This is a genomic window from Bacillus sp. CIS52 (assembly GCF_053545315.1).
Window position 1 is genome coordinate 682,612 of record NZ_JBIUFR010000001.1, and the last position, 18,555, is coordinate 701,166.

Annotated in this window: 22 protein-coding genes; 6 read left to right on the forward strand and 16 right to left on the reverse strand. The window is 46.4% G+C overall.

Going from position 1 to position 18,555, the window contains the following annotated elements:
- Nucleotides 1-53 precede the first annotated feature (53 nt).
- The 6 genes from ACH32G_RS02875 to ACH32G_RS02900 all read left to right on the forward strand — a co-directional run bounded on the left by ACH32G_RS02875 (nt 54) and on the right by ACH32G_RS02900 (nt 4,528).
- The gene (locus ACH32G_RS02875) at nt 54-1,370 is read left to right on the forward strand and encodes an APC family permease (RefSeq protein ID WP_029575218.1); all 1,317 of its coding nucleotides are present in this window, start codon (nt 54-56) and stop codon (nt 1,368-1,370) included.
- 284 nt (nt 1,371-1,654) lie between these two features.
- A complete protein-coding gene (locus tag ACH32G_RS02880) occupies nt 1,655-2,272 on the forward strand; it encodes a DUF47 domain-containing protein (protein ID WP_016936426.1) in 618 nt (205 codons plus the stop codon).
- A 12-nt stretch (nt 2,273-2,284) separates the two neighbouring features.
- Nucleotides 2,285-3,283, forward strand: coding sequence for an inorganic phosphate transporter (locus ACH32G_RS02885; protein WP_016936427.1), 999 nt, complete (start codon nt 2,285-2,287; stop codon nt 3,281-3,283).
- A 106-nt stretch (nt 3,284-3,389) separates the two neighbouring features.
- Nucleotides 3,390-4,136, forward strand: coding sequence for a type II toxin-antitoxin system SpoIISA family toxin (locus ACH32G_RS02890; protein ID WP_016936428.1), 747 nt, complete (start codon nt 3,390-3,392; stop codon nt 4,134-4,136).
- Nucleotides 4,136-4,306 (forward strand): type II toxin-antitoxin system SpoIISB family antitoxin, encoded by a 171-nt coding sequence (locus ACH32G_RS02895; RefSeq protein ID WP_003154807.1) that lies wholly within the window; start codon nt 4,136-4,138, stop codon nt 4,304-4,306. The genes ACH32G_RS02890 and ACH32G_RS02895 overlap by 1 nt, the downstream gene beginning before the upstream one ends.
- A 96-nt stretch (nt 4,307-4,402) precedes the next feature.
- A complete protein-coding gene (locus ACH32G_RS02900; protein WP_141228459.1) occupies nt 4,403-4,528 on the forward strand; it encodes a hypothetical protein in 126 nt (41 codons plus the stop codon).
- 36 nt (nt 4,529-4,564) lie between these two features.
- Here the strand turns inward: ACH32G_RS02900 and ACH32G_RS02905 are convergent, their stop codons facing one another.
- The 16 genes from ACH32G_RS02905 to ACH32G_RS02980 form a co-directional block, all read right to left on the reverse strand.
- Nucleotides 4,565-5,443, reverse strand: a complete 879-nt coding sequence (locus ACH32G_RS02905) for an N-acetylmuramoyl-L-alanine amidase (RefSeq protein ID WP_016936429.1) — start codon at nt 5,441-5,443, stop codon at nt 4,565-4,567.
- A gap of 13 nt (nt 5,444-5,456) precedes the next feature.
- Nucleotides 5,457-5,720 carry a phage holin gene (locus tag ACH32G_RS02910; protein ID WP_016936430.1) on the reverse strand — a complete coding sequence of 88 codons (264 nt, stop codon included), beginning with the start codon at nt 5,718-5,720 and terminating at the stop codon, nt 5,457-5,459.
- Nucleotides 5,721-5,734: 14 nt separating this feature from the next.
- A complete protein-coding gene (locus tag ACH32G_RS02915; protein WP_003154815.1) occupies nt 5,735-5,998 on the reverse strand; it encodes a hemolysin XhlA family protein in 264 nt (87 codons plus the stop codon).
- A gap of 51 nt (nt 5,999-6,049) precedes the next feature.
- Nucleotides 6,050-6,811, reverse strand: a complete 762-nt coding sequence (gene xepA, locus ACH32G_RS02920) for a phage-like element PBSX protein XepA (protein WP_448813976.1) — start codon at nt 6,809-6,811, stop codon at nt 6,050-6,052.
- A gap of 48 nt (nt 6,812-6,859) precedes the next feature.
- The gene (locus tag ACH32G_RS02925; protein ID WP_045925711.1) at nt 6,860-7,057 is read right to left on the reverse strand and encodes an XkdX family protein; all 198 of its coding nucleotides are present in this window, start codon (nt 7,055-7,057) and stop codon (nt 6,860-6,862) included.
- 4 nt (nt 7,058-7,061) lie between these two features.
- Complete coding sequence (locus ACH32G_RS02930) at nt 7,062-7,442, reverse strand: XkdW family protein (protein WP_099744360.1); 381 nt, start codon at nt 7,440-7,442, stop codon at nt 7,062-7,064.
- Between the two features lie 12 nt (nt 7,443-7,454).
- Entirely contained in the window at nt 7,455-9,068 is a 1,614-nt protein-coding gene (locus ACH32G_RS02935; RefSeq protein ID WP_448813977.1) for a hypothetical protein, read from the reverse strand.
- 2 nt (nt 9,069-9,070) lie between these two features.
- Entirely contained in the window at nt 9,071-9,343 is a 273-nt protein-coding gene (locus ACH32G_RS02940; protein ID WP_064778770.1) for a hypothetical protein, read from the reverse strand.
- Nucleotides 9,340-9,918, reverse strand: coding sequence for a YmfQ family protein (locus ACH32G_RS02945; protein ID WP_016936436.1), 579 nt, complete (start codon nt 9,916-9,918; stop codon nt 9,340-9,342). The genes ACH32G_RS02940 and ACH32G_RS02945 overlap by 4 nt, the downstream gene beginning before the upstream one ends.
- On the reverse strand, nt 9,902-10,948 hold the full coding sequence (locus ACH32G_RS02950) for a baseplate J/gp47 family protein (RefSeq protein WP_045925716.1): 1,047 nt from the start codon (nt 10,946-10,948) through the stop codon (nt 9,902-9,904). Before ACH32G_RS02950 ends, ACH32G_RS02945 begins: the two co-directional genes overlap by 17 nt.
- Nucleotides 10,941-11,366: a DUF2634 domain-containing protein gene (locus ACH32G_RS02955; protein ID WP_045925717.1), complete on the reverse strand. Its 426-nt coding sequence runs from the start codon at nt 11,364-11,366 to the stop codon at nt 10,941-10,943. The genes ACH32G_RS02950 and ACH32G_RS02955 overlap by 8 nt, the downstream gene beginning before the upstream one ends.
- A gap of 143 nt (nt 11,367-11,509) precedes the next feature.
- On the reverse strand, nt 11,510-11,776 hold the full coding sequence (locus tag ACH32G_RS02960; RefSeq protein WP_016936440.1) for a DUF2577 family protein: 267 nt from the start codon (nt 11,774-11,776) through the stop codon (nt 11,510-11,512).
- On the reverse strand, nt 11,776-12,753 hold the full coding sequence (locus ACH32G_RS02965) for an XkdQ/YqbQ family protein (RefSeq protein WP_016936441.1): 978 nt from the start codon (nt 12,751-12,753) through the stop codon (nt 11,776-11,778). The genes ACH32G_RS02960 and ACH32G_RS02965 overlap by 1 nt, the downstream gene beginning before the upstream one ends.
- A 13-nt stretch (nt 12,754-12,766) precedes the next feature.
- Entirely contained in the window at nt 12,767-13,426 is a 660-nt protein-coding gene (locus ACH32G_RS02970) for a LysM peptidoglycan-binding domain-containing protein (protein ID WP_016936442.1), read from the reverse strand.
- Nucleotides 13,419-18,380, reverse strand: coding sequence for a transglycosylase SLT domain-containing protein (locus ACH32G_RS02975; RefSeq protein WP_448813978.1), 4,962 nt, complete (start codon nt 18,378-18,380; stop codon nt 13,419-13,421). Before ACH32G_RS02975 ends, ACH32G_RS02970 begins: the two co-directional genes overlap by 8 nt.
- Nucleotides 18,368-18,520, reverse strand: a complete 153-nt coding sequence (locus ACH32G_RS02980; protein WP_015239684.1) for a hypothetical protein — start codon at nt 18,518-18,520, stop codon at nt 18,368-18,370. The genes ACH32G_RS02975 and ACH32G_RS02980 overlap by 13 nt, the downstream gene beginning before the upstream one ends.
- Nucleotides 18,521-18,555 lie beyond the last annotated feature (35 nt).

Genomic DNA, 18,555 nt, shown 5'->3' on the forward strand with positions numbered 1-18,555 from the left:
ATATGGAAAATAGTTTTTTCAGCATGACGATTTTACATCTGGAGGGAAAGGATATGCAGATTGAAGAAAACGGACTAAAAAAAGAGATCGGCCTTACCATCGCCCTCTCACTTGTTATCGGCACCATCATCGGTTCCGGCGTATTTATGAAACCAGGCGCCGTGCTTGCCTACTCCGGTGATGCAAAAACCGCGCTTATCGCGTGGCTGTTAGGAGGCATTTTGACGCTAGCAGGCGGCCTGACCGTTGCGGAAATCGGCACTCAGATTCCGAAAACGGGCGGACTTTATACATATCTTGAAGAAGTGTACGGCGAATTTTGGGGCTTTTTGTGCGGCTGGGTGCAAATCATCATTTACGGACCCGCGATTATCGGAGCAATCGGCTTGTATTTCGGCTCTTTGATGGCGCACTTGTTCAATTGGGATTCCGGCTGGTCTAAATTGATCGGAATTGCAGCCGTTTTGTTTTTAAGCATCATTAATATTATCGGAACGAAATATGGCGGCATCGTCCAGGGAATTACGACGGTCGGCAAATTGATTCCGATTATCTGCATGATTGTGTTCGGCCTTTGGAAAGGCGATCAGCATATTTTCACAGCCGTTACAAGCAGCATGTCAGAAATGAATTTCGGCGCTGCCATACTGGCTACCTTGTTTGCCTATGACGGCTGGATTCTGCTTGCGGCTCTCGGCGGTGAAATGAAAAACCCGGAAAAGCTTCTCCCGAGAGCGATGACGGGCGGACTCTTGGTTGTCACCGCCATTTATCTTTTCATTAACTTCGCACTGCTGCACATTCTTCCCGCGACCGACATTGTCAAACTCGGTGAAAATGCCACAGGCACCGCTGCCGGAATGCTGTTTGGCGGTATCGGAGGAAAATTGATCAGCGTCGGGATCATCGTCAGCATTTTCGGCTGTTTAAACGGAAAGATTCTCGCTTTTCCGCGTGTCTCGTTTGCAATGGCGGAACGGAAACAGCTGCCGTTTGCCGGACAGATTTCACGGGTGCATCCGACGTTCCGCACTCCTTGGATTGCCGTGTCATTTCAGATCGCGCTGGCTATTATTTTTATGATCATCAGCAACCCTGATAAGCTGTCTGAAATCTCTATTTTCATGATTTATATTTTTTACGTCATGGCCTTTTTCGCCGTTTTCATCCTAAGAAAAAAAAGCGGCGGAAAACCGCGCGCCTACAGCGTGCCTCTGTATCCGGTCATTCCTGTTTTGGCCATAGCGGGTTCACTGTTTGTGCTGATCAGCACGATCATTACAGATACACTGAGCTGCGGGCTTTCCATCTTGATCGGTCTTGCCGGACTCCCGCTTTATTTTTGGCTGAAAAACCGCAGAAATGACTGACAAAAACGGTTCCTTTTACGGGAGCCGTTTTTTTTCGGCAAAATCACGTGCAAAAGTTGACAGCAAATTCACATCTTTTGTTATACTTTTTAAGCAAGATGTCTGAATTCGAAGTATGTTACGTTTTTTTGGCAAAGTGGGTAACATAAGAAAAACAGGATGAGACACGTTTTTACGAAAAAATCAAGAGGCGTTTTTTTCGACTTCATCTGTTTTTTTTCGACAAAAGGCTATATAATAATTTGATGTGTGCATTGTCTCATTCAAACAATGGAGGGTTTTTAATGATAAAAAGAAAAAAAGATAAGTTCTCACTCCTTTTAACAGAAATCGCAAAAAATATAGATGAAACTGCAGAGTATTTTGTGAACTTTAAAGTCACAAACCAAACAACACTTAAAGAATTTGCAGATACGTTAAAAGAATACGAAACAAAAGGTGACAATCATGTTCATGTCATGATTAAAGAGCTTAACAAAGCATTCATCACTCCTATTGAACGCGAAGATATCCTTCAGCTGACAAACAGCCTGGATGATGTGCTTGACGGAATTGAACATTTCTCTGCCATGATGGAGATTTTCTCAATTACTTCATCAGACGAGCATATCGACAAATTCAGCGGATACATTAGAGAATGTGCGAAAGAAATTTTAATTGCAACTGAGCTGTTGGCAGAAAACCGCTTAAAGGACATTCAGCCTCACGCCATCAAAATTAAAGAGTATGAGCACAACTGTGACAACCTGCACAGAAAATCATTAAAAAATCTGTTCGGCACAGAAACCGATCCGATTAAAGTGATTCAGTACCGCGAGATTTACGAAACGCTTGAGGAAATTGCCGACTCTTGCCAAAGCGTTGCCAATAACCTTGAAACCATCATTATGAAAAACGCGTAACGAGGGGTTATAATGGATACTCTATTACTTTTAACGATATTAATTGTCATTTGCGCTTTGGTATTTGACTTCATTAACGGATTTCACGATACCGCCAACGCAATCGCCACCTCAGTTTCGACAAAAGCGCTGAAGCCGCGGCACGCGATTATCATGGCCGCCATCATGAACTTTCTCGGAGCCATGACGTTTACCGGTGTGGCGAAAACCATTACGAAAGATATTGTGAATCCTTATACATTAGACAACGGATCGGTTGTCATTCTTGCTGCTTTACTCGCCGCAATCGCCTGGAACTTGATCACATGGTATTTCGGCATTCCGAGCAGCTCTTCACATGCGATTATCGGAGCGATCGCCGGTGCGGCTATTGCAGCATCAGGTTTTGCGACGCTTAATTATAAAGGGTTCATTAAAATTATCGAAGCACTTATTTTATCACCGATCATCGCCTTTGTTCTCGGCTTTATCGTATATTCGATCGTGAAGCTGATTTTTAAAGACAGCAATCTGGCGAAAACAAATAAACGCTTCCGCAGAGTGCAGATTTTGACGGCTGCCATTCAGTCCTATACACACGGAACAAACGACGCGCAAAAAGCGATGGGTATCATTACGATGGCGCTTATGACGGCCAATTTACATAAAAGTGATACGATTCCTTTCTGGGTGCAGCTCTCCTGTGCCCTGGCAATGGGTCTCGGCACATCCATCGGCGGCTGGAAAATCATTAAAACCGTCGGCGGTAAAATTATGAAAATCCGTCCGGTAAACGGCGTATCTGCCGACTTAACCGGCGCAGCCATTATTTTCGGGGCCACGTTTATTCATCTCCCTGTCAGCACGACGCACGTCATTTCGTCTTCCATTCTCGGTGTGGGCGCTTCCCACCGCGTAAAAGGCGTAAACTGGGGAACGGCTAAACGGATGCTCATTACATGGGTCATCACCCTGCCGATTGCAGGCACACTCGGCGCCATCGCCTTTTTCATCTTAGATCTCTTTTTCTAATGACGGCATCCGCTTCTTTACAGAAGCGGTTTTTTTGTGACAGGAAAATGATGTCATGACATAGAATGAACATAGCAGACCATTTTTCGAATTGTGAGGGATGCTCATGCTCATGTTTTTTCAGATCATGGTGTGGACGATGGCCGCCGCACTCATTTTATATGTGTACGCATCCTGGCGGTTTGAGGCAAAGGTAAAAGAAAAAATGTTTGCCATCCGTAAAACGTGGTATTTACTATTTGTACTGGGCTCCATGGTCTATTGGACATATGATCCCGAATCGCTCTTTTCCGCATGGAGACAATATTTGATTGTTGCCGTCTGCTTTGCTCTTATTGATGCGTTTATCTTTTTGAGCGCATATATCAAAAAGCTCGCCGGCAATGAATTAGAGACGGATACGAGGGAGATTTTGGAAGAAAACAATGAAATGCTTCACTCCTACCTTGAAAAACTGAAAACCTATCAATATCTGTTGAAAAATGAACCGATCCATGTATATTATGGAAGTACAGAAGCTTATGCAGAAGGCATCAGCAGACTGCTGGCCGCTTATGCAGAAAAAATGAATGTCACGGCTTCATTGTGCGACTATTCGGCACAGTCGGATAAGGACCGCTTGACGGAGCATATGCCTGATGCGGCAGACGTTCAGTCCCGCCTTAACCGAAAAGACGTCTACTATGATCAAAAGGGCAGGCTTGTGCTTATTCCGTTTACAGTCCAGGACCGCCATTATGTGATCAAACTGACGTCAGAAAACCTGTTGACGGAATTCGATTATTTGCTTTTCACATCGCTCACGAGCATTTATGATTTAATGCTGCCAATAGAAGAGGAAGGTGACGAATAATGGAGCAGGCATTTCAAAACGGGCAGCCGGAACAAAGAGCGAAACCGTTCAAAATGTTTAAAAAACGCTCAATGACAAGTATCGCAAGTTACCAGGTCAGCCCTCATACCGCCAGAATTTTCAAAGAAAACGAACGGCTGATTGACAAGTATAAACAAAAAAAAGCTTGATTACACTAAGGACAGGAGACACGGCTCTTGTCCTTATTCCTTTTTTCCTTATATTTCATATAATAAAATCAACAAAGAGATGCGACAGGTGATGATGTGAAGAAAATTGTAAGGCGCGTAAAGTTTGTGGATTACGGACGGTTCGGGCTTTCCGCTTATTCTCTGAGGATGCGGGCGAGGAGTCTCGGGCTATTGAACCGATTAAAAAAGAAGAAAGGCTGAATCCCGTAATGTGATCGGGACCCAGCCTTTTATTTTTTAAAGCTGCATCAGAATTTTCGCTTTTACAGCGGGACCGTAGATGCCGTCAGACGGCAGTCCGTTTACAGATTGGAATCGGGCCACGGCATTTGCGGTTTTCGGTCCGTAGATGCCGTCAATGCCGTTATTGACAGCTCCTTTTTCAGGATAAAAATAAAGCGTGGCGAGCGCGTTTTGCACCTGGTATACTTTTTCACCGGACGTGTACGGCTCTGTCAGCTGAATCACCTCATCTGGAAGAGGATACAGTGCTTCAACCGGCGGGCTGACAAACAGCACTTGTCCGACTTTAATCAAATTCGGGTCTGCGATGTTATTCCATTTCTGAAGATCAGCCACACTGACGCCGAATTTTCGCGCGATGGCCGACAGCGTATCTCCTTTTTGAACAGTATACGTCTGTCTTTCCTCAGAACCGATTCCCGCTTTAAACTCGTCCCATGTATCCAACAGTCTTCTCGGACAAAGCTTTCCTGACCAATGTTTGTGCGCAACGACATTTGAAAGCGGGATGCCGTGCGACGTCATTAATGTGCGGATGAGCCATTGGGCGTTTGCCACGGCCTTTGAAAAGTTGCCATCGGCGTTTTCACAAATTTCAATACCGATAGATTTGCGGTTGCCGTCCCCGTTTCCGTCTCCGGCATGCCATCCGCTTTCGTTGAGCGGAAGATGCTGATAAATTTCCGTATCATCGACTGTGAAATGCCAGCTTGTCGGCGTATCGGGGTTTTTCACATAGTTTGCGTGACTTTTGGCGTTAGCGCCGGCTGCGGTATTGGCCGTATTGTGCACCGTAATGTAAATCGGTGTCATTGCATAGCCGGGGCGGTTATTGTTTCCTGCCGGGATAAAATCCTGTGTGATTTTTACCATGTTCTCATCTCTCCTATTTCGATAAATTGTTTATTTTTAATAAAGCCTGCTGTTTTTTCCCTTTTGCAGTGACGTAATTGTTTTTAAACCAGGCTGCGGCTGTCGTTACGATCGTAAAAACGGCCGATCCGGCGGCATACAGTGTATCTGCAAGCTGGCTGACCTGGTCCTCCTGAATATCAAGCGGCGATTTGCCGAACATCAGCAAAGTCTGGTTTAATAAAGCAAGCAAAAGAAGCACCGTCCTGACGACCGTGCCTTTGTCCGCGAATTTCATATCGGTTTTCCCCCTTACTTTTGCAGCAGATTGTACATGATGGCGATGGCTCCGCCAATGACGCCCGTGCAGATTGCTGTCACGATCGCTCCTGTAATGGTCCGCTTAATCCATGTTGTGTTTTCGTCAATTTTGTTCAGTTTTTCATTCAGCGTCATGATTTGCTGATCCTGCCGGTCGGATACCCGCTCTAATGCGGCCACCCGCTGTTCAAGCACCTTTTGTTCACCTTTAATGCCTGCGAATTCTTTTTGCACCGCTTGTTCATCCAGAAGCACTTCCGCTCCCCCCTCTTACATTGTTCTCACCTCCCTTCGGAAGCTTCATTCTTAAGAAAATGCCGTGCCTTTGACAGACAGGCTGCCGCCGGAAATGCTCTTGATTTCCATGACGATTTCTTTAAAGCCGGCAATATCAAATAACCACACTTCTCCTGTGCCTGACGTGCCGGCGGCTGAGGTTCCGTCGTCAGATCTGATTCCCCTGATCGGCACATTTTTCCCCGAGATAGACCTTCCCCAAAACGCGACATGGCCCGACTCAGCCGTGCCGGTGATTTCGACGAGAAGTTTTTTCCAGGCGCCCGCTGAGAAGATGACCCCCTCGCCCGCCTCTGCTGCATCTTCATGAAAAATCACGTCTGTATATGAAAACGCCATATCACCGCCCGTACCGACGGATTGGTATAAAACAAATTCGGACTGCTTTTGATTTCCATTTTCAAAACGGAACCGGTAATATCTTTTTGTCAGGCAGACCCACCCCGAAGCGGTCAGCACTCCGCCTTTGACTGTGACAGAATGTGAAGCTGTCCACGAATTGTTATCTTCGCTCTCTTCGATAAAAAGAGTTCCGCTGCGGTCCGAATAAGCCCAACCCTGTGCTCTGTCTATTAAGACGGCCCCTAAACGGTCTTGTCCGAATTGGCTGTAAACTTCAATTGCCTGCAGCGGCGTGTTGGTAAGCAGCTCTGCCATTCCGGACAAATCAGCAACCGGTGTGGCATAATCGTTTTTGCTACCGCGATAAGCTTTTACGGCGCCTGGCCTGCCAAGTTGATCAGCGGGAAATTCAAATGAATGCTTTATCATTGGCCATCCTCCTTTTTTAAAAATGACAAATAAAAAAAGCCGTTTGGCTTATGACACAGCATTTTTATAGTTTTCGTATGTTTCACCCGTTATTTCTTGAAATTCCTCAGGCGTGATATAATGCGCGGCCACCCCTTCAGCCAGATCTTCGGCAGAACAGTCATTATAACCCATAGCCTGTTTGACCATTTCTGTTGAGGCCCACTTATAAAACAAAGCATAAACCCAAAAGTTAAGTCTCTTCATTTTTTCATTCTCCTTTTACGTTTAAGAGTTCCAGTTTTAAAGATGCTATTTGCACGCCGAGTGACTGCTGTGCTTGTTCGGCTGCTTTTCTGGCCAATTTCTCATTTGCCAGCTGCGCGCCGAGGCCCGCAAGCTGGTTTAATGAATTTGAATCTGGGGCCATGTCTTTTTTTAAGCTGTTTTTATATGCTTCATCAGCCGTTTCCACCCATTCTTGTTTTTCCTCATCAAAAAATGGGCGCCACATGCCTTCGCCGTTTATTTCCGGCGGAAAGTCCGCAGCGTTAGCCGGCATTATATAATCTCCTGTCTCAGAATCCGGATAAAGCTCAACCGGACTGCCTGTATAAATGTTGTCATTGTCATACGGAAATATTAATTTCATATTCTCGCTCCTTTACGTGAGGGCCACAACAAGATCAATGTAATAGCCGTTAACATTATTTTCTATATTGGCCATAATTCCCGTCAGCTTCATATCTCCATTAGAATAAAAAACAATCTTACTGTAACCGGTGGTGCCGCTGGCTGCGACCATAGTCACAACGCCTTTGGCCGGCGCACAAGAGGATGGCACACTCCCGAATACCACTTCTCTGTCCGTAAGAACGTGTCCGTTCAGGTGAAGGGTGTTTCCCACTTTGCGATATTGAAGCGGCCTGTCTCCTGACTTAGCGCCATTTTTATAAGGAACATTTACCCAAGGAACATTTTCAGTATCAAGTTCGGTAACGATCCGCCTCCAGCCCTGCCAGCCCAAGTTCAAATCCAAATAGTTCGTGAACATATTATTTTTATAATCGATGGCAATGACATACCCAAACGTTCCCTTTCCCTCACTGTCAAGAGAGGTAAAATGAAACATGCCGCGGGTCGAAGCATTGCTCGGACTGTTTGCAGCTTTGCCGGTTGAATAAAAGGTGCCGAACGCCCTGCCGTTTTTTACAATTTTTTCAAGAAAGTTATCTTCATCACCAATCGCGAGAAGAATGCCGCCGCTGTCGTTTGTGATTTTGGAAAGCTGCCCGCCGTTCCACATATTTTTATCCGCCTGTGTGACATGGATGTCTTTTTTATTGGCGTGAGCGTCTACTAGTTTTTGTGCATCTTCTGTGCTGTCCAACTCAACCCAATCACTCCAAACGTTATTTGCCAAAGACTTACGAAATGTTCTGTTGTCATTTGTCATGGCAAGAACATGACCATATGACTTTCCGACGCTGCAGGTCCAAAACCCGCGTCCGCCTGCAGGCGGGGTATTCGCCGCAGTTTTTTCATATGAGAAATAGGTTAATGACGGATAGTTTAACAATTCAGCATGAAGATCAGTTGTGACATTTAATAACGGCTGGCCGTCATCATTCGAAATTTTATTTAACTGCGAATTGTTCCATTTGTCTTTATCAGTTTTTGTTACGTGAATATCTGTTTTATTAGCATGGGCATCTATCTTTGATTGCACATCAGTTGTAGACTCTATAGGATACCAATTGATTGCTGTTTGATTAGAGTTATAGTAAAACCACCATGCGTTACCCTTCACGTCTACGGCATAACCATTACCTATTCCCGGCTGCCCCACTAATTGCATGCCGCGTAAGCTCGTATCTGATGGGTTGTCTGTTACTGCATTGGTTCCGTAAAAAGTTACAGAACCCACGTCTTTTAACGATTCATAAAACGAGCCGGAAGTTAAATTGATTTTTTGAGTTCCGTTATCGGCGGTGATTTTAAACAGCTGTCCTGCATCCCATTTATCCTTATCAGCTATCGTCACATGCCGGTTCTGATCTTGATTGTGCTGGTCGAAATCTTTTTTTGCTGCCTGCTGGACGTTGTCCACGTTTCCGAGGCCGATTTGGGCCTTTGTCGTTTTGTGCGGGTTGTTCATGTCATTTTTATGGGCCGCCAGATCCGTGTGTGCGTCTTTTATGCCTTTTTCCCAGCGGTTGACGTCATCTTCGTTAATCGGGTCGTCTGGAAGCCAGTCTGTTTTTTCTTCGTAAGCCATCGTTACACCACCTCAAAAGTAAATCTTAAATCAAGCGTTCTGTTATTGCTGAGGTCCAAATTTGTTTTTCGTTCTGTGATGATGCTCCCTGTTTCGTCAAGCATCTGCACGGTTTCAATATGTTTAATGTCTTCTTCCCTGCGTGTGAGAACGGTGACTGCGGCATCTTTTACAGAAATGTCCGCAATCAATGTTTCTTTGCCGTTTAACAGCACTTTTGTGATCCTGTTTTTCAAATCGGCTGCAGCACGCTGTCTGTAAGCGGCTGATATCATGGTAAGACCACCTCGTTATTGTTGAGTGTGACGGAATAACCGACCTTCAGTTCACTGACTTTTCGGTATCTCCGATTGTTGAGAATGACCCGGTCTTTGATTTCCAGTGTTTCGTTTAATGCAGCTCTCAGTGTATACGCCAAATGAGCGGGTTTGATTTTTTCAAGCGTTTCAATCAGGTCGTTCATGTACTGCAGGTCATCAAGCTCCATATCGGCATAAAAACGATATTCCCCCGGAAACATCCGAACATAAGCTGACGGATGTTTTAAAAAACGGTTTAGCGCCTGTTCGATCGCTTGATGGGTGATGGGCGGAATATTCGACATCTTCGAGATCAGCCTGAGCCGTCTCATGTCTTCTGTGTCACCTGACTCCCGCGGTATTTTTAATATTTTTTCCCAGCGGTCAAGCCCCCACGTCGCCGTCGTAATAAAAAGCTGGTCTGTCAAATCGAAAATATCGTTATTCTGCCGCTCAAACTCGGGAGCTTCCGCCTCAAGAATTTCCGCCATCTCTTTTAATTGAGTTAAAAACGGCGGGAGGTATGCCGTCATCTCATCGAGTCTGCTCAAGGATTGTCACCCCTTTGAGTTTAGGAATTTCCACATCACTGAGCACAAGATTTTCCGCCGCACCGTTCATTTTGATATCTGCGTAGTCACTGACGGATGCCGCGTTATAAACGATGTTGTTAATTTGTGATAAGCGGACGGTGTTTTCTTCGAAGGCCATTTTCTTAAATAAATTCAGGATGCCTTTTTCAATCTCCGCTTTCACGTCATCGATCGAGCTGTTCAGTTCAGGCAGCACGGAAGCGGAGATTTCGATCTCTTTCCATACCGCGCTTTCCACTGTTACTGCAGCTCCGATCGGCGCCTGGCCTTCTCCCTGGCCTTCATCCGGGTCAATATAATCCTTTACTTTCTTGATCAGAATATCTGATGCCGGTTCCAAATTCGCATTTGTGATGACAACTTTCACCGTTCCGTCTCCGTTCCAAAGCGGAAAGATTTTCGCTCTGCCGACACCGTCCACTTCTTCAGCCCACTGTTTATAATGCTGTTTATTTGCGCTGACTGCCTCCCGGCGGACTCGGGTAAAATATCGTGTCCTTAAGCTGCTGTCATCTTCTTCCTCACGGCCGGGAATTAATATATCGCCCATGACCGCTTTCTCAAGCCCGGGAATCGTATCAAGCGGCAGCAGATTTTGACCTGTAATGCCGGCATTCCCCGCTTCTCCGGCCGTTTCACATTCGAGCGTTCCATCCTCTGTATATTGAAAATACAGGTTGTCGACGAAAAAACGGGAGCCTGTCGGAATGGTGATGCCCGCTGTGAATTCTCCGGCTCTGACCGCTTTTGTGGCAGGTGTTCGTTCAATTCCCGCTTCGGCAGCTCGCCTGTCCAGAAATTCTCCTTGAGCCGTATCGGAAAAAACAAGCTCCAGCACGGTATCAAGCCAAATATAAGACTTTGCGAGCTCAGCGGCCGCAGGCGCGAGCGCATTGTAAATGACGCTTCCTTCTCTCGTATCAATATCCGCCGTAATGCGCGCCAGCATTCTGTCCATAATGCCGTCAAACGTCTGAGCTTCAAACATTCTCTCCCAGCACCTCCTCTATCTCAAGCATGCCCTCATCCGCTTCAACGGTAAAAGAGACGATGAAGGCATCATCTTTTTTCTCAATCTCAAAATTGGCAACAGCCAAAATCCGGTCATCATACAGCAAGGCTTCTTCTATCAGTCTTGGAATCTCCATTTTTTTATAAGCATCCGTCGTGTTCTGATCAGAAAGCACTTCCTGCAGTTCATTCCCGATATCATGGCTGAAAACCGAATATGAATACCGTTCTGTGTGAAGAGCGATATAGACGAATTGTCTGATGGCATCCAGTCCGTTTATCAGTTCATTGGTAATCCGGTTGTTTTCAAAATCAATTCGGTAGGTTTGTGAAGTTTCAATGGCCTCACTCGCATCCTCCAAATCTTCAAATTCGATTTCCGGTGTCAGGGCCATTGCACCCGCTCCTTTTTGATTTGTTCATGTAAAAAAGCCCTCTTCAGAAAATGAAGCGGCTTTAACAGGCTGATATCTTTAATACATTTCTGTCCAGACGGATGAATTTTCAAAGTCACACTCCCGGCATTCATCGAATGCGGTTAAATTTTATCCAGCACAAAAAAGGACTGTCCTCCTGTTAATGCGGCGGTCATCACCCGGTCTCCTGCCTGAAGCTGATCATCTCCGCCGGATTTCAGCCGCTTCGGCACAATGAGTGCATCAGACGGAATCAAAAGTTTGTCGTGATCTTTCAGCTTCAGCTCGAGCGGCGAAACCGAGGTCACTTCCGCTGTCATCAGCTCCACCGGCGCTTCGGCGTCAACCGCCCCGACGGCTAAATGTTTAATAGCATCGCTTAATCTCATCAGGATGTCCCCTCCGGAAGTGAATTTTTCTCCGTGACATCAATCGTCATGGTATGCTTTGTTCCTTGGAATTCATGGCGGTCCGTATCTACATAATAAGTTTTCTTCAGCCCGATTTCCGGAATTGAGATATAGACCGGCAATCCGCTTTCCAACCCCGGAATACCGATCGCCTGTATATTTTTCAGCTCTTTCTTTACGCCTTTTTTCTCAGCCTGCTTCACTTTTGCACGCTGTTTCAGCTGGGCTTCGTTAATGTCGTCAGAAACCGTTTCGGTATACTGTAAAACGCCGAATGTTTTCATGCCCGCGCTGTCTGACGCGGAAGCCTTCACGGTTTTATCGTCTTTTTGCAGCCGCATGACGACACGGGTTGCGGTATCATCAATTGAAGTGCTGTATTGATACCCTGTAATATTAACTCCTGTTTCCAGCACCCAAATGTCAGACGGATCCGGCCATTCACGCAAGCCGAGTCTGCCTTTTTCTGAATAGAGCTGATAATTGCGGCCCGTCTGGCTTTTTGTCTGTTTTAACGCTTTTAACATCATATCGTAAAGACTTGTATCATTTTTGAAAACGAGTGATTTAATGGTATGCCCTGTGTTGGCAATGGATGTCACGGGAATTTGAAAATCGCTGGCGATCCTTTTTAATATTTGATCGGCGCGCTTGTTGGAAAACACATAAACGTCCTGGTTTTTCACAAGGTATTGGAGCATATCGTATGCGGTGAAGGCGACGGTATGCTCATCCGGCGTTCTTGCAAAGACAATGCCGCGGAACAGCTCTTTTCCGTTCCATTTGAACAAAACCGTATCCCCTTCTGATACGCCGTAATACGTCTGGCTGCCCTGCTTTACGACAATTGTCGCTTCGATGGAGCGGGGCGCCTGATATCTGTGTCCTTCCAGCGTTACGCTTTCTGTGACAAGCTCGAGCCACTCCGTTTCTTTTATGACAAATAGTTCAATCATCTTCTCACCCGTTTCATTGCGGTATCTTCAGCTTCTGCCCCGGGAAGATCCAATGCCCCGGCTGCCGGATATTCCGTTTGCTCCGCTTAATCATGGCGGTTTTATTCGCGTTCCAGATTTTCCGCCACTCCGTGTGGTTTCCGTAAAACTTGCCGGCGATGTCCCAAAGCGTATCCCCTTTTTTGACGGTATATGTTTTGGGTGAAGCTTTGGATGGGCGCTTCGCTTTCGTTTTTTTCTTTTGTTTGATTTTTCTTGGCGAAGCGGTTTTATATTCTTTCAGTACGATATCAAAATTCCGGTCGCCGATTTCATTGTCACCTTCGCTGTAATTGAAACTTTCAATACTGCATGTAACATTGATTTTTGTTCCTGTAATCAAAAACTGAACGGGTTTTTTCGCTTTCATCCATGTTTCAATAGCTGAAATGGCTTTTTCCGGCGAAGGGATGCTTTGATATTCGGCAATCGGGGTGTATCGTTTCGGAAAAAAAGAAGAGAACGAAATTTCTTTCGCTCCCGGTTCTTCAATAAACGTCACCTCTCCAAGACCCGTGACTTTCACGGAATCATTCTGCACGCTGTTTGCGATATCAATCGCTTCAGGGAGAACGGGAAGCCGGAGCTTGTCCTTCCCCTGTGACAGCCAAAATTCGTAAACAGATTTAGTCAAAAGCAACGGCCCCCTTTGCTCCGGTATAAATGTCTTTTTGCAGTTCATCAATCAGCGCCTGTTTGATTTTGGCAGCGAGGCTGTCGGCGTCCTGTCCGTTATGGAAATGCTGATCGCCGCTGAATTCGATTTTGATCTCTTTTGTTCCCGTTTTTTGCATGGTTTGTCCGCCGCCTTTAACAGCTGCGGAAACCGTGCCGGCTGAAAGCGCCGCGGGTTCCGTCTGGGACGGATCGGACACTTCCATGCCGAGCGCTTGAGCCGCTTTTTGAAGCAGATAACGGCCGCGGATGCCCCGTTCTTCAGGGATGATCCACTCCCGTTTGTTCCCTTCGCCGACACGGGCGATCTGCTCCTTCGTAATCAGACCTCCGTTGGCATAACCGACGTATGGGCCGCCGTGCGCCATACTCTTAATCCCCGGCACATTGTTGATCGAGCCGTATCTGCTTTTAATATAGCCGATGGCGGCAGCGGCGTTGTGGATTGGATTTCTGATATCATTCATTCCCGGCGCTTTGTGAGATTCAAAAGTGCTCGGAATTGTCTGCATTAAGCCCTGTGACGGGTGTCCGGCTTTGGCGTTGCTGTCCCATAAGTTAATGGAATTAGGGTTGCCTCCTGATTCATTCTGTGCGATCGTCATTAATCCGGGAAGCCAGCTGATCGGAGTATTGGTCGCTTTCATTGCGGCCAATAGCCACTCTTTGACGCTTCCTCCCGCTGCACCCATGCCGGAAAAGGCCGCTGCAAGCGAGCCTGCCTGTTTTTCGGCGTATTTTTTCACGTCAACTGAGCTGAGCCCTTTGACGACGCCGACTGAAGCAAAGCGTCCGAGACTCATCATGACACGGGAAGGAGAGTGAATATCAAGCTCTTCCCTGAATGCGTCCTCGACTTTTTTGGCCAAATCTTTGGCCGCCTGTTTGACTTCGCTTCCCTTCGCATTCATCCCTGATACGAAGTGTCCGATCAGGCCTGACCCCCAGCCGTTCGCAGAATCTCTTGATTGCACAAACGGTTTATTGATGTGTGTGCTCACGTATTGTGCGGTTCCCGTATCTTTTGCATTCTGTCCGGCCGAAAATCCTTTAACTGTAGCGGTGCCCCAGGAGGACGATTGATTGACCGCCGATTGATAAGGTGTTTTCACCTTTGTTTTTAAAAACGAATCGGTGCCCGTCTGTGACGTATTCTGACCTTTCGCATAGCCCGCAACGACTTGCTTTCCGTAATCGGGCGAAGACGAAATGAGGGCGTTAAACGGCGTACCGATGTTTTTCTCTTTCCAGCCGTCCATATCCACTGCTTTATTGCTGATCCCGCTGTCAAAGCCTTCTGTAAACTGTTTGCCGAGTGATGAAGCCGTCCCGGCAAATCCGGAAGCATCCATAGACGCATAGGCTGATACAGACGCCGAAGAAGAAACACCGCCCGCTCCCGCCGGTGCAGCGGAAGACTGAGCCGAAGCCGCTCCCATATCGTCGACGACACGCATGCCAAGCTTAGACGCAGCTTGTGAAAGCAGCATTTTCCCGCGGCCGCGGTTGTTGTCAACGGGAATAACAAATTCTTTACCGGCTTCACCGATCCACGAAATGGTCGGCTTTGTAATGAAGCCGCCTGTGGCGTTTTTGTCCGTTTTTTTCTTTTTATCTCCGCCGCCTGTGACGAAGTCCATTACGCCTGAAATCAATTTGCCTCCGGTTTTATCCCAAATCTTTTTCACCCAGTCGAATGCTGCAGAAAAAGCATCTGATATGGCTGTTCCCACTTTTACAAGAGGTTCTTTTATATTTTTCTCAAACCAGCCGCTTAACCCTTTCCATATATCCTTTACAGTATCTAAAGCAGTCGTGAAAGCGTCTGATATTCCTTTTCCGACTTTTTCCACCATGTTTTTCACCGGGTTCCAGACTATATCCATGAACCAGCCGGATACCGTACTGAAAACAGATTTAATTTTATCCCAAGCTCCTGTGATCTTACTCCAAATGGACGTCGCTACTCCGACTACAGCCGATTTTACGGGCTCCCAGACAGTGCTCATAAACCAGCCGGATACTGTACTGAAGACACCTTGAATCGTCGTCCACGCATTCACGATATTTGACCAAATGCTTGTCGCCACTCCGACTACTGCCGTTGAAACCGGCGTCCATACATTCTCCATGAACCAGGATGACACCGTGCCGAAAATCCCTTGAATCGTCGTCCACGCATTCACGATATTTGACCAAATGCTTGTCGCCACTCCGACTACTGCCGTTGAAACCGGCGTCCACACATTCTCCATGAACCATGATGAAACGCTTCCCCAAGTATCTTGTATTGTTGTCCAAGCACTTTGTGCCGCTTCGGAAATATCATTCCACGTGTCTTTCAGAGCCCCTGAATCAAAGGCCTCTCCTAAGCTGGAACCGCCTAAACTGCCGGCGATGCCGCCTACCGCGCCGCCAATTAATGTGCCCACTCCGGGAACAACGCTGCCTATTGCCGCGCCGGCCGCTGCGCCGGCAAGACCGCCTCCCGCCGAGCCGACTTTCTCCCCTGCATTATCTTTATTGATGCCGGCTAAATCAGTAAGTGACAACAATTCACCTATGCCTGGAATTCCTTTAGCGGCACCTTTCAACCCTTTCATACCGCCTTTCAGCGCCTTTGAACCTCCCAAGTCTTTCAAAAATGCGCCGATTCCTTTACCTGCCCCTTTTGTTTTCGGCGTGTTTACAGATGCCTGTTTGCTTTCCTTTACAGAGGAGCCTGTTTTCGAAGATTTATTTCGCCCTTCGACTTTACTGCTTTTGCCCATTGTCACTCCGGTACAGCAGCAGCATCCCCCAAAAGCCCCGCCGGTTTTTTTGGCTGACTTTCCTGAAGATTTTGGCGCTGTTGCCGTGCGCTGTGAACCCTTTGTCAGATCAGGACGCTTCGGGCCGTTGGCGCCGCCGGCAGAAAGGCCGCCCTTACTCTTTTCTTTTTTCGTGCCGCCGCCTAATAATCCGCCGATATTGAGTTTGCCTAATTTTTCGGCGATGCCTGCGAATATTTTTTCTATTAATTCCCCGGCTTTTTCGATGATTTTGTCCGGGCTGAATTTCTCAAATTTCTTTGCAATCTTGCCGACAATTTTATCAACAAATGCCTCAGCTTTCTCGATGATCGCATCAGGACTGAACTTGCCGAACTTTTTATCAATGCCTCCGAACAGTGAGGATGTAAACTGCTCCACTTTTTCCAGAATCTTATCCGGATTGAGAAAATCGAATTTCTCAGAAATTCGGTCGATCGTGTCATTTACAAATTGTTCGGCGCGGTCGATTAGCTTATCAGGACTGAATTTACCGACAACGTCGTCGACTTTCTTCATAAACGAATCAGTAAAATGATCCAGCTCTTTCAATATGGCTTCCGGACTAAATTTGCTGACAACGTCATCTACCTTTTTCATAAATGAATCAGTGAATTTATCCAGTTCTTTCAATATGGCTTCCGGACTGAATTTACTCACGATTCCGTCTACCTTTTTCATAAACGAATCAGCAAATTTATCCAGTTCGGTTAAAATCGTTGCCGGGCTGAATTTGCTTGCGATCTCGTCCACTTTTCCCATGAATGACGTCGTGAACTTGTCCAGTTCGGCTAATATTGTTGCCGGACTGAATTTGCTTGCGATTTCATCCACTTTTCCCATGAATGACGTCGTGAACTTATCCAGCTCCGCTAAAATCGTTTCCGGACTGAATTTGCTTGCGATCTCGTCCACTTTTCCCATGAATGACGTCGTGAACTTGTCCAGCTCCGCTAAAATCGTTTCCGGACTGAATTTGCTTGCGATTTCATCCACTTTTCCCATGAATGACGTCGTAAACTTGTCCAGTTCGCTTAAAATTGTCTCCGGGCTGAATTTGCTTGCGATCTCGTCCACTTTTCCCATGAATGACGTCGTAAACTTGTCCAGTTCGCTTAAAATTGTCTCCGGGCTGAATTTGCTTGCGATCTCGTCCACTTTTCCCATGAATGATGTCGTGAACTTGTCCAGCTCCGCTAAAATCGTTTCCGGACTGAATTTGCTCGCGATTTCGTCCACTTTTCCCATGAATGACGTCGTGAACTTGTCCAGCTCTGTTAAAATCGTTTCCGGACTGAATTTGCTTGCGATTTCGTCTGCCTTTTTCATAAAGTTTGCGGCGAATTTGTCCAGTTCCGCGATAATCGTTTCCGGATAGAACTTGGATGCGATGTCATTGACTTTTTTCATGAAGGTGTCTGCAACGGAATCAAGCATTGAAAAATCGGTTTTCGGCGAAGCAGGAGCAGCAGATGCAGAAGCTTTTCCGAATTCCGGCATATTCTTTTGCATTGCAGCCAGCTGTGCTGTCACCTTTTCGTTTAACGATAATTGAATGACATTGTTTTTTCCCGTCAGCGAATCAATGCCCGCTGAAATTCGGCCGACTGTTTTCATGACATGATCTATGACGCGTATAGTGACGGAGTACCCGTTTTTTAACGCAGATTGCATGTAGCGTTTGATGCGTTCCATGGCAGGGGTCACTTCGTCTGACGCATACAGTGAAACGGTAAATCCTTTGAAACCCGCAGCCAGATTCCGCAATCTGTCAAATGCCGCTGTCGCGCTGTCTTTTGCTCCTATTTTAATGGTTAAAGACGCAGGCAGACCCGCTAATTGGGCTTGCACCTTTTGAATGACGGCACTGGCTCCGTCTTCAGCTGAAATAGAGATCGTTTGTGCGCCCAGCTTTCTTTTCATAGAGCGCTGAATGCGGTCAATTGTTCTTAAAACAGATTTACTCTCTTTGCGTATATCAATTTCACTTTGGCGTTTTGTCATTTTTCTGTATTTCTCAAGCGCTCTGAAGCCATTTTGGATTTTCCTTATTTTCTTTGAAACCCGATCTTCCAATTCAAAACGGGCGGTCAGCTTTGCCATGATGTCGCTCCCCCTTTCTTCGCTTGTTTTTCAAGAATGTCCAGCTTGTAACCGATTAAACCGTACAGCAGCGCCTTAAAATGCCTCGGTGCTTCATATAACTCTTTCAGTTCTGATGGAGAATAATGAAGCTCGTGCATCGCGTAATAAAGATACACGGCTTCCTTATTCCCAT

What these genes read in the sequence shown, in the direction of transcription:
- ACH32G_RS02960 (WP_016936440.1), bottom strand. Translation starts at nt 11,776, where the DNA reads ATGAGATTAAGCGATGCTATTAAACATTTAGCCGTCGGGGCGGTTGAC.
- ACH32G_RS02950 (WP_045925716.1), bottom strand. Translation starts at nt 10,948, where the DNA reads ATGTTTGAAGCTCAGACGTTTGACGGCATTATGGACAGAATGCTGGCG.
- ACH32G_RS02975 (WP_448813978.1), bottom strand. Translation starts at nt 18,380, where the DNA reads ATGGCAAAGCTGACCGCCCGTTTTGAATTGGAAGATCGGGTTTCAAAG.
- ACH32G_RS02935 (WP_448813977.1), bottom strand. Translation starts at nt 9,068, where the DNA reads ATGGCTTACGAAGAAAAAACAGACTGGCTTCCAGACGACCCGATTAAC.
- ACH32G_RS02880 (WP_016936426.1), top strand. Translation starts at nt 1,655, where the DNA reads ATGATAAAAAGAAAAAAAGATAAGTTCTCACTCCTTTTAACAGAAATC.
- ACH32G_RS02940 (WP_064778770.1), bottom strand. Translation starts at nt 9,343, where the DNA reads ATGATATCAGCCGCTTACAGACAGCGTGCTGCAGCCGATTTGAAAAAC.
- ACH32G_RS02875 (WP_029575218.1), top strand. Translation starts at nt 54, where the DNA reads ATGCAGATTGAAGAAAACGGACTAAAAAAAGAGATCGGCCTTACCATC.
- ACH32G_RS02980 (WP_015239684.1), bottom strand. Translation starts at nt 18,520, where the DNA reads ATGCACGAGCTTCATTATTCTCCATCAGAACTGAAAGAGTTATATGAA.
- ACH32G_RS02895 (WP_003154807.1), top strand. Translation starts at nt 4,136, where the DNA reads ATGGAGCAGGCATTTCAAAACGGGCAGCCGGAACAAAGAGCGAAACCG.
- ACH32G_RS02930 (WP_099744360.1), bottom strand. Translation starts at nt 7,442, where the DNA reads ATGAAATTAATATTTCCGTATGACAATGACAACATTTATACAGGCAGT.
- xepA (WP_448813976.1), bottom strand. Translation starts at nt 6,811, where the DNA reads ATGATAAAGCATTCATTTGAATTTCCCGCTGATCAACTTGGCAGGCCA.
- ACH32G_RS02885 (WP_016936427.1), top strand. Translation starts at nt 2,285, where the DNA reads ATGGATACTCTATTACTTTTAACGATATTAATTGTCATTTGCGCTTTG.
- ACH32G_RS02955 (WP_045925717.1), bottom strand. Translation starts at nt 11,366, where the DNA reads ATGGCCCTGACACCGGAAATCGAATTTGAAGATTTGGAGGATGCGAGT.
- ACH32G_RS02965 (WP_016936441.1), bottom strand. Translation starts at nt 12,753, where the DNA reads ATGATTGAACTATTTGTCATAAAAGAAACGGAGTGGCTCGAGCTTGTC.
- ACH32G_RS02925 (WP_045925711.1), bottom strand. Translation starts at nt 7,057, where the DNA reads ATGAAGAGACTTAACTTTTGGGTTTATGCTTTGTTTTATAAGTGGGCC.
- ACH32G_RS02910 (WP_016936430.1), bottom strand. Translation starts at nt 5,720, where the DNA reads ATGAAATTCGCGGACAAAGGCACGGTCGTCAGGACGGTGCTTCTTTTG.
- ACH32G_RS02905 (WP_016936429.1), bottom strand. Translation starts at nt 5,443, where the DNA reads ATGGTAAAAATCACACAGGATTTTATCCCGGCAGGAAACAATAACCGC.
- ACH32G_RS02890 (WP_016936428.1), top strand. Translation starts at nt 3,390, where the DNA reads ATGCTCATGTTTTTTCAGATCATGGTGTGGACGATGGCCGCCGCACTC.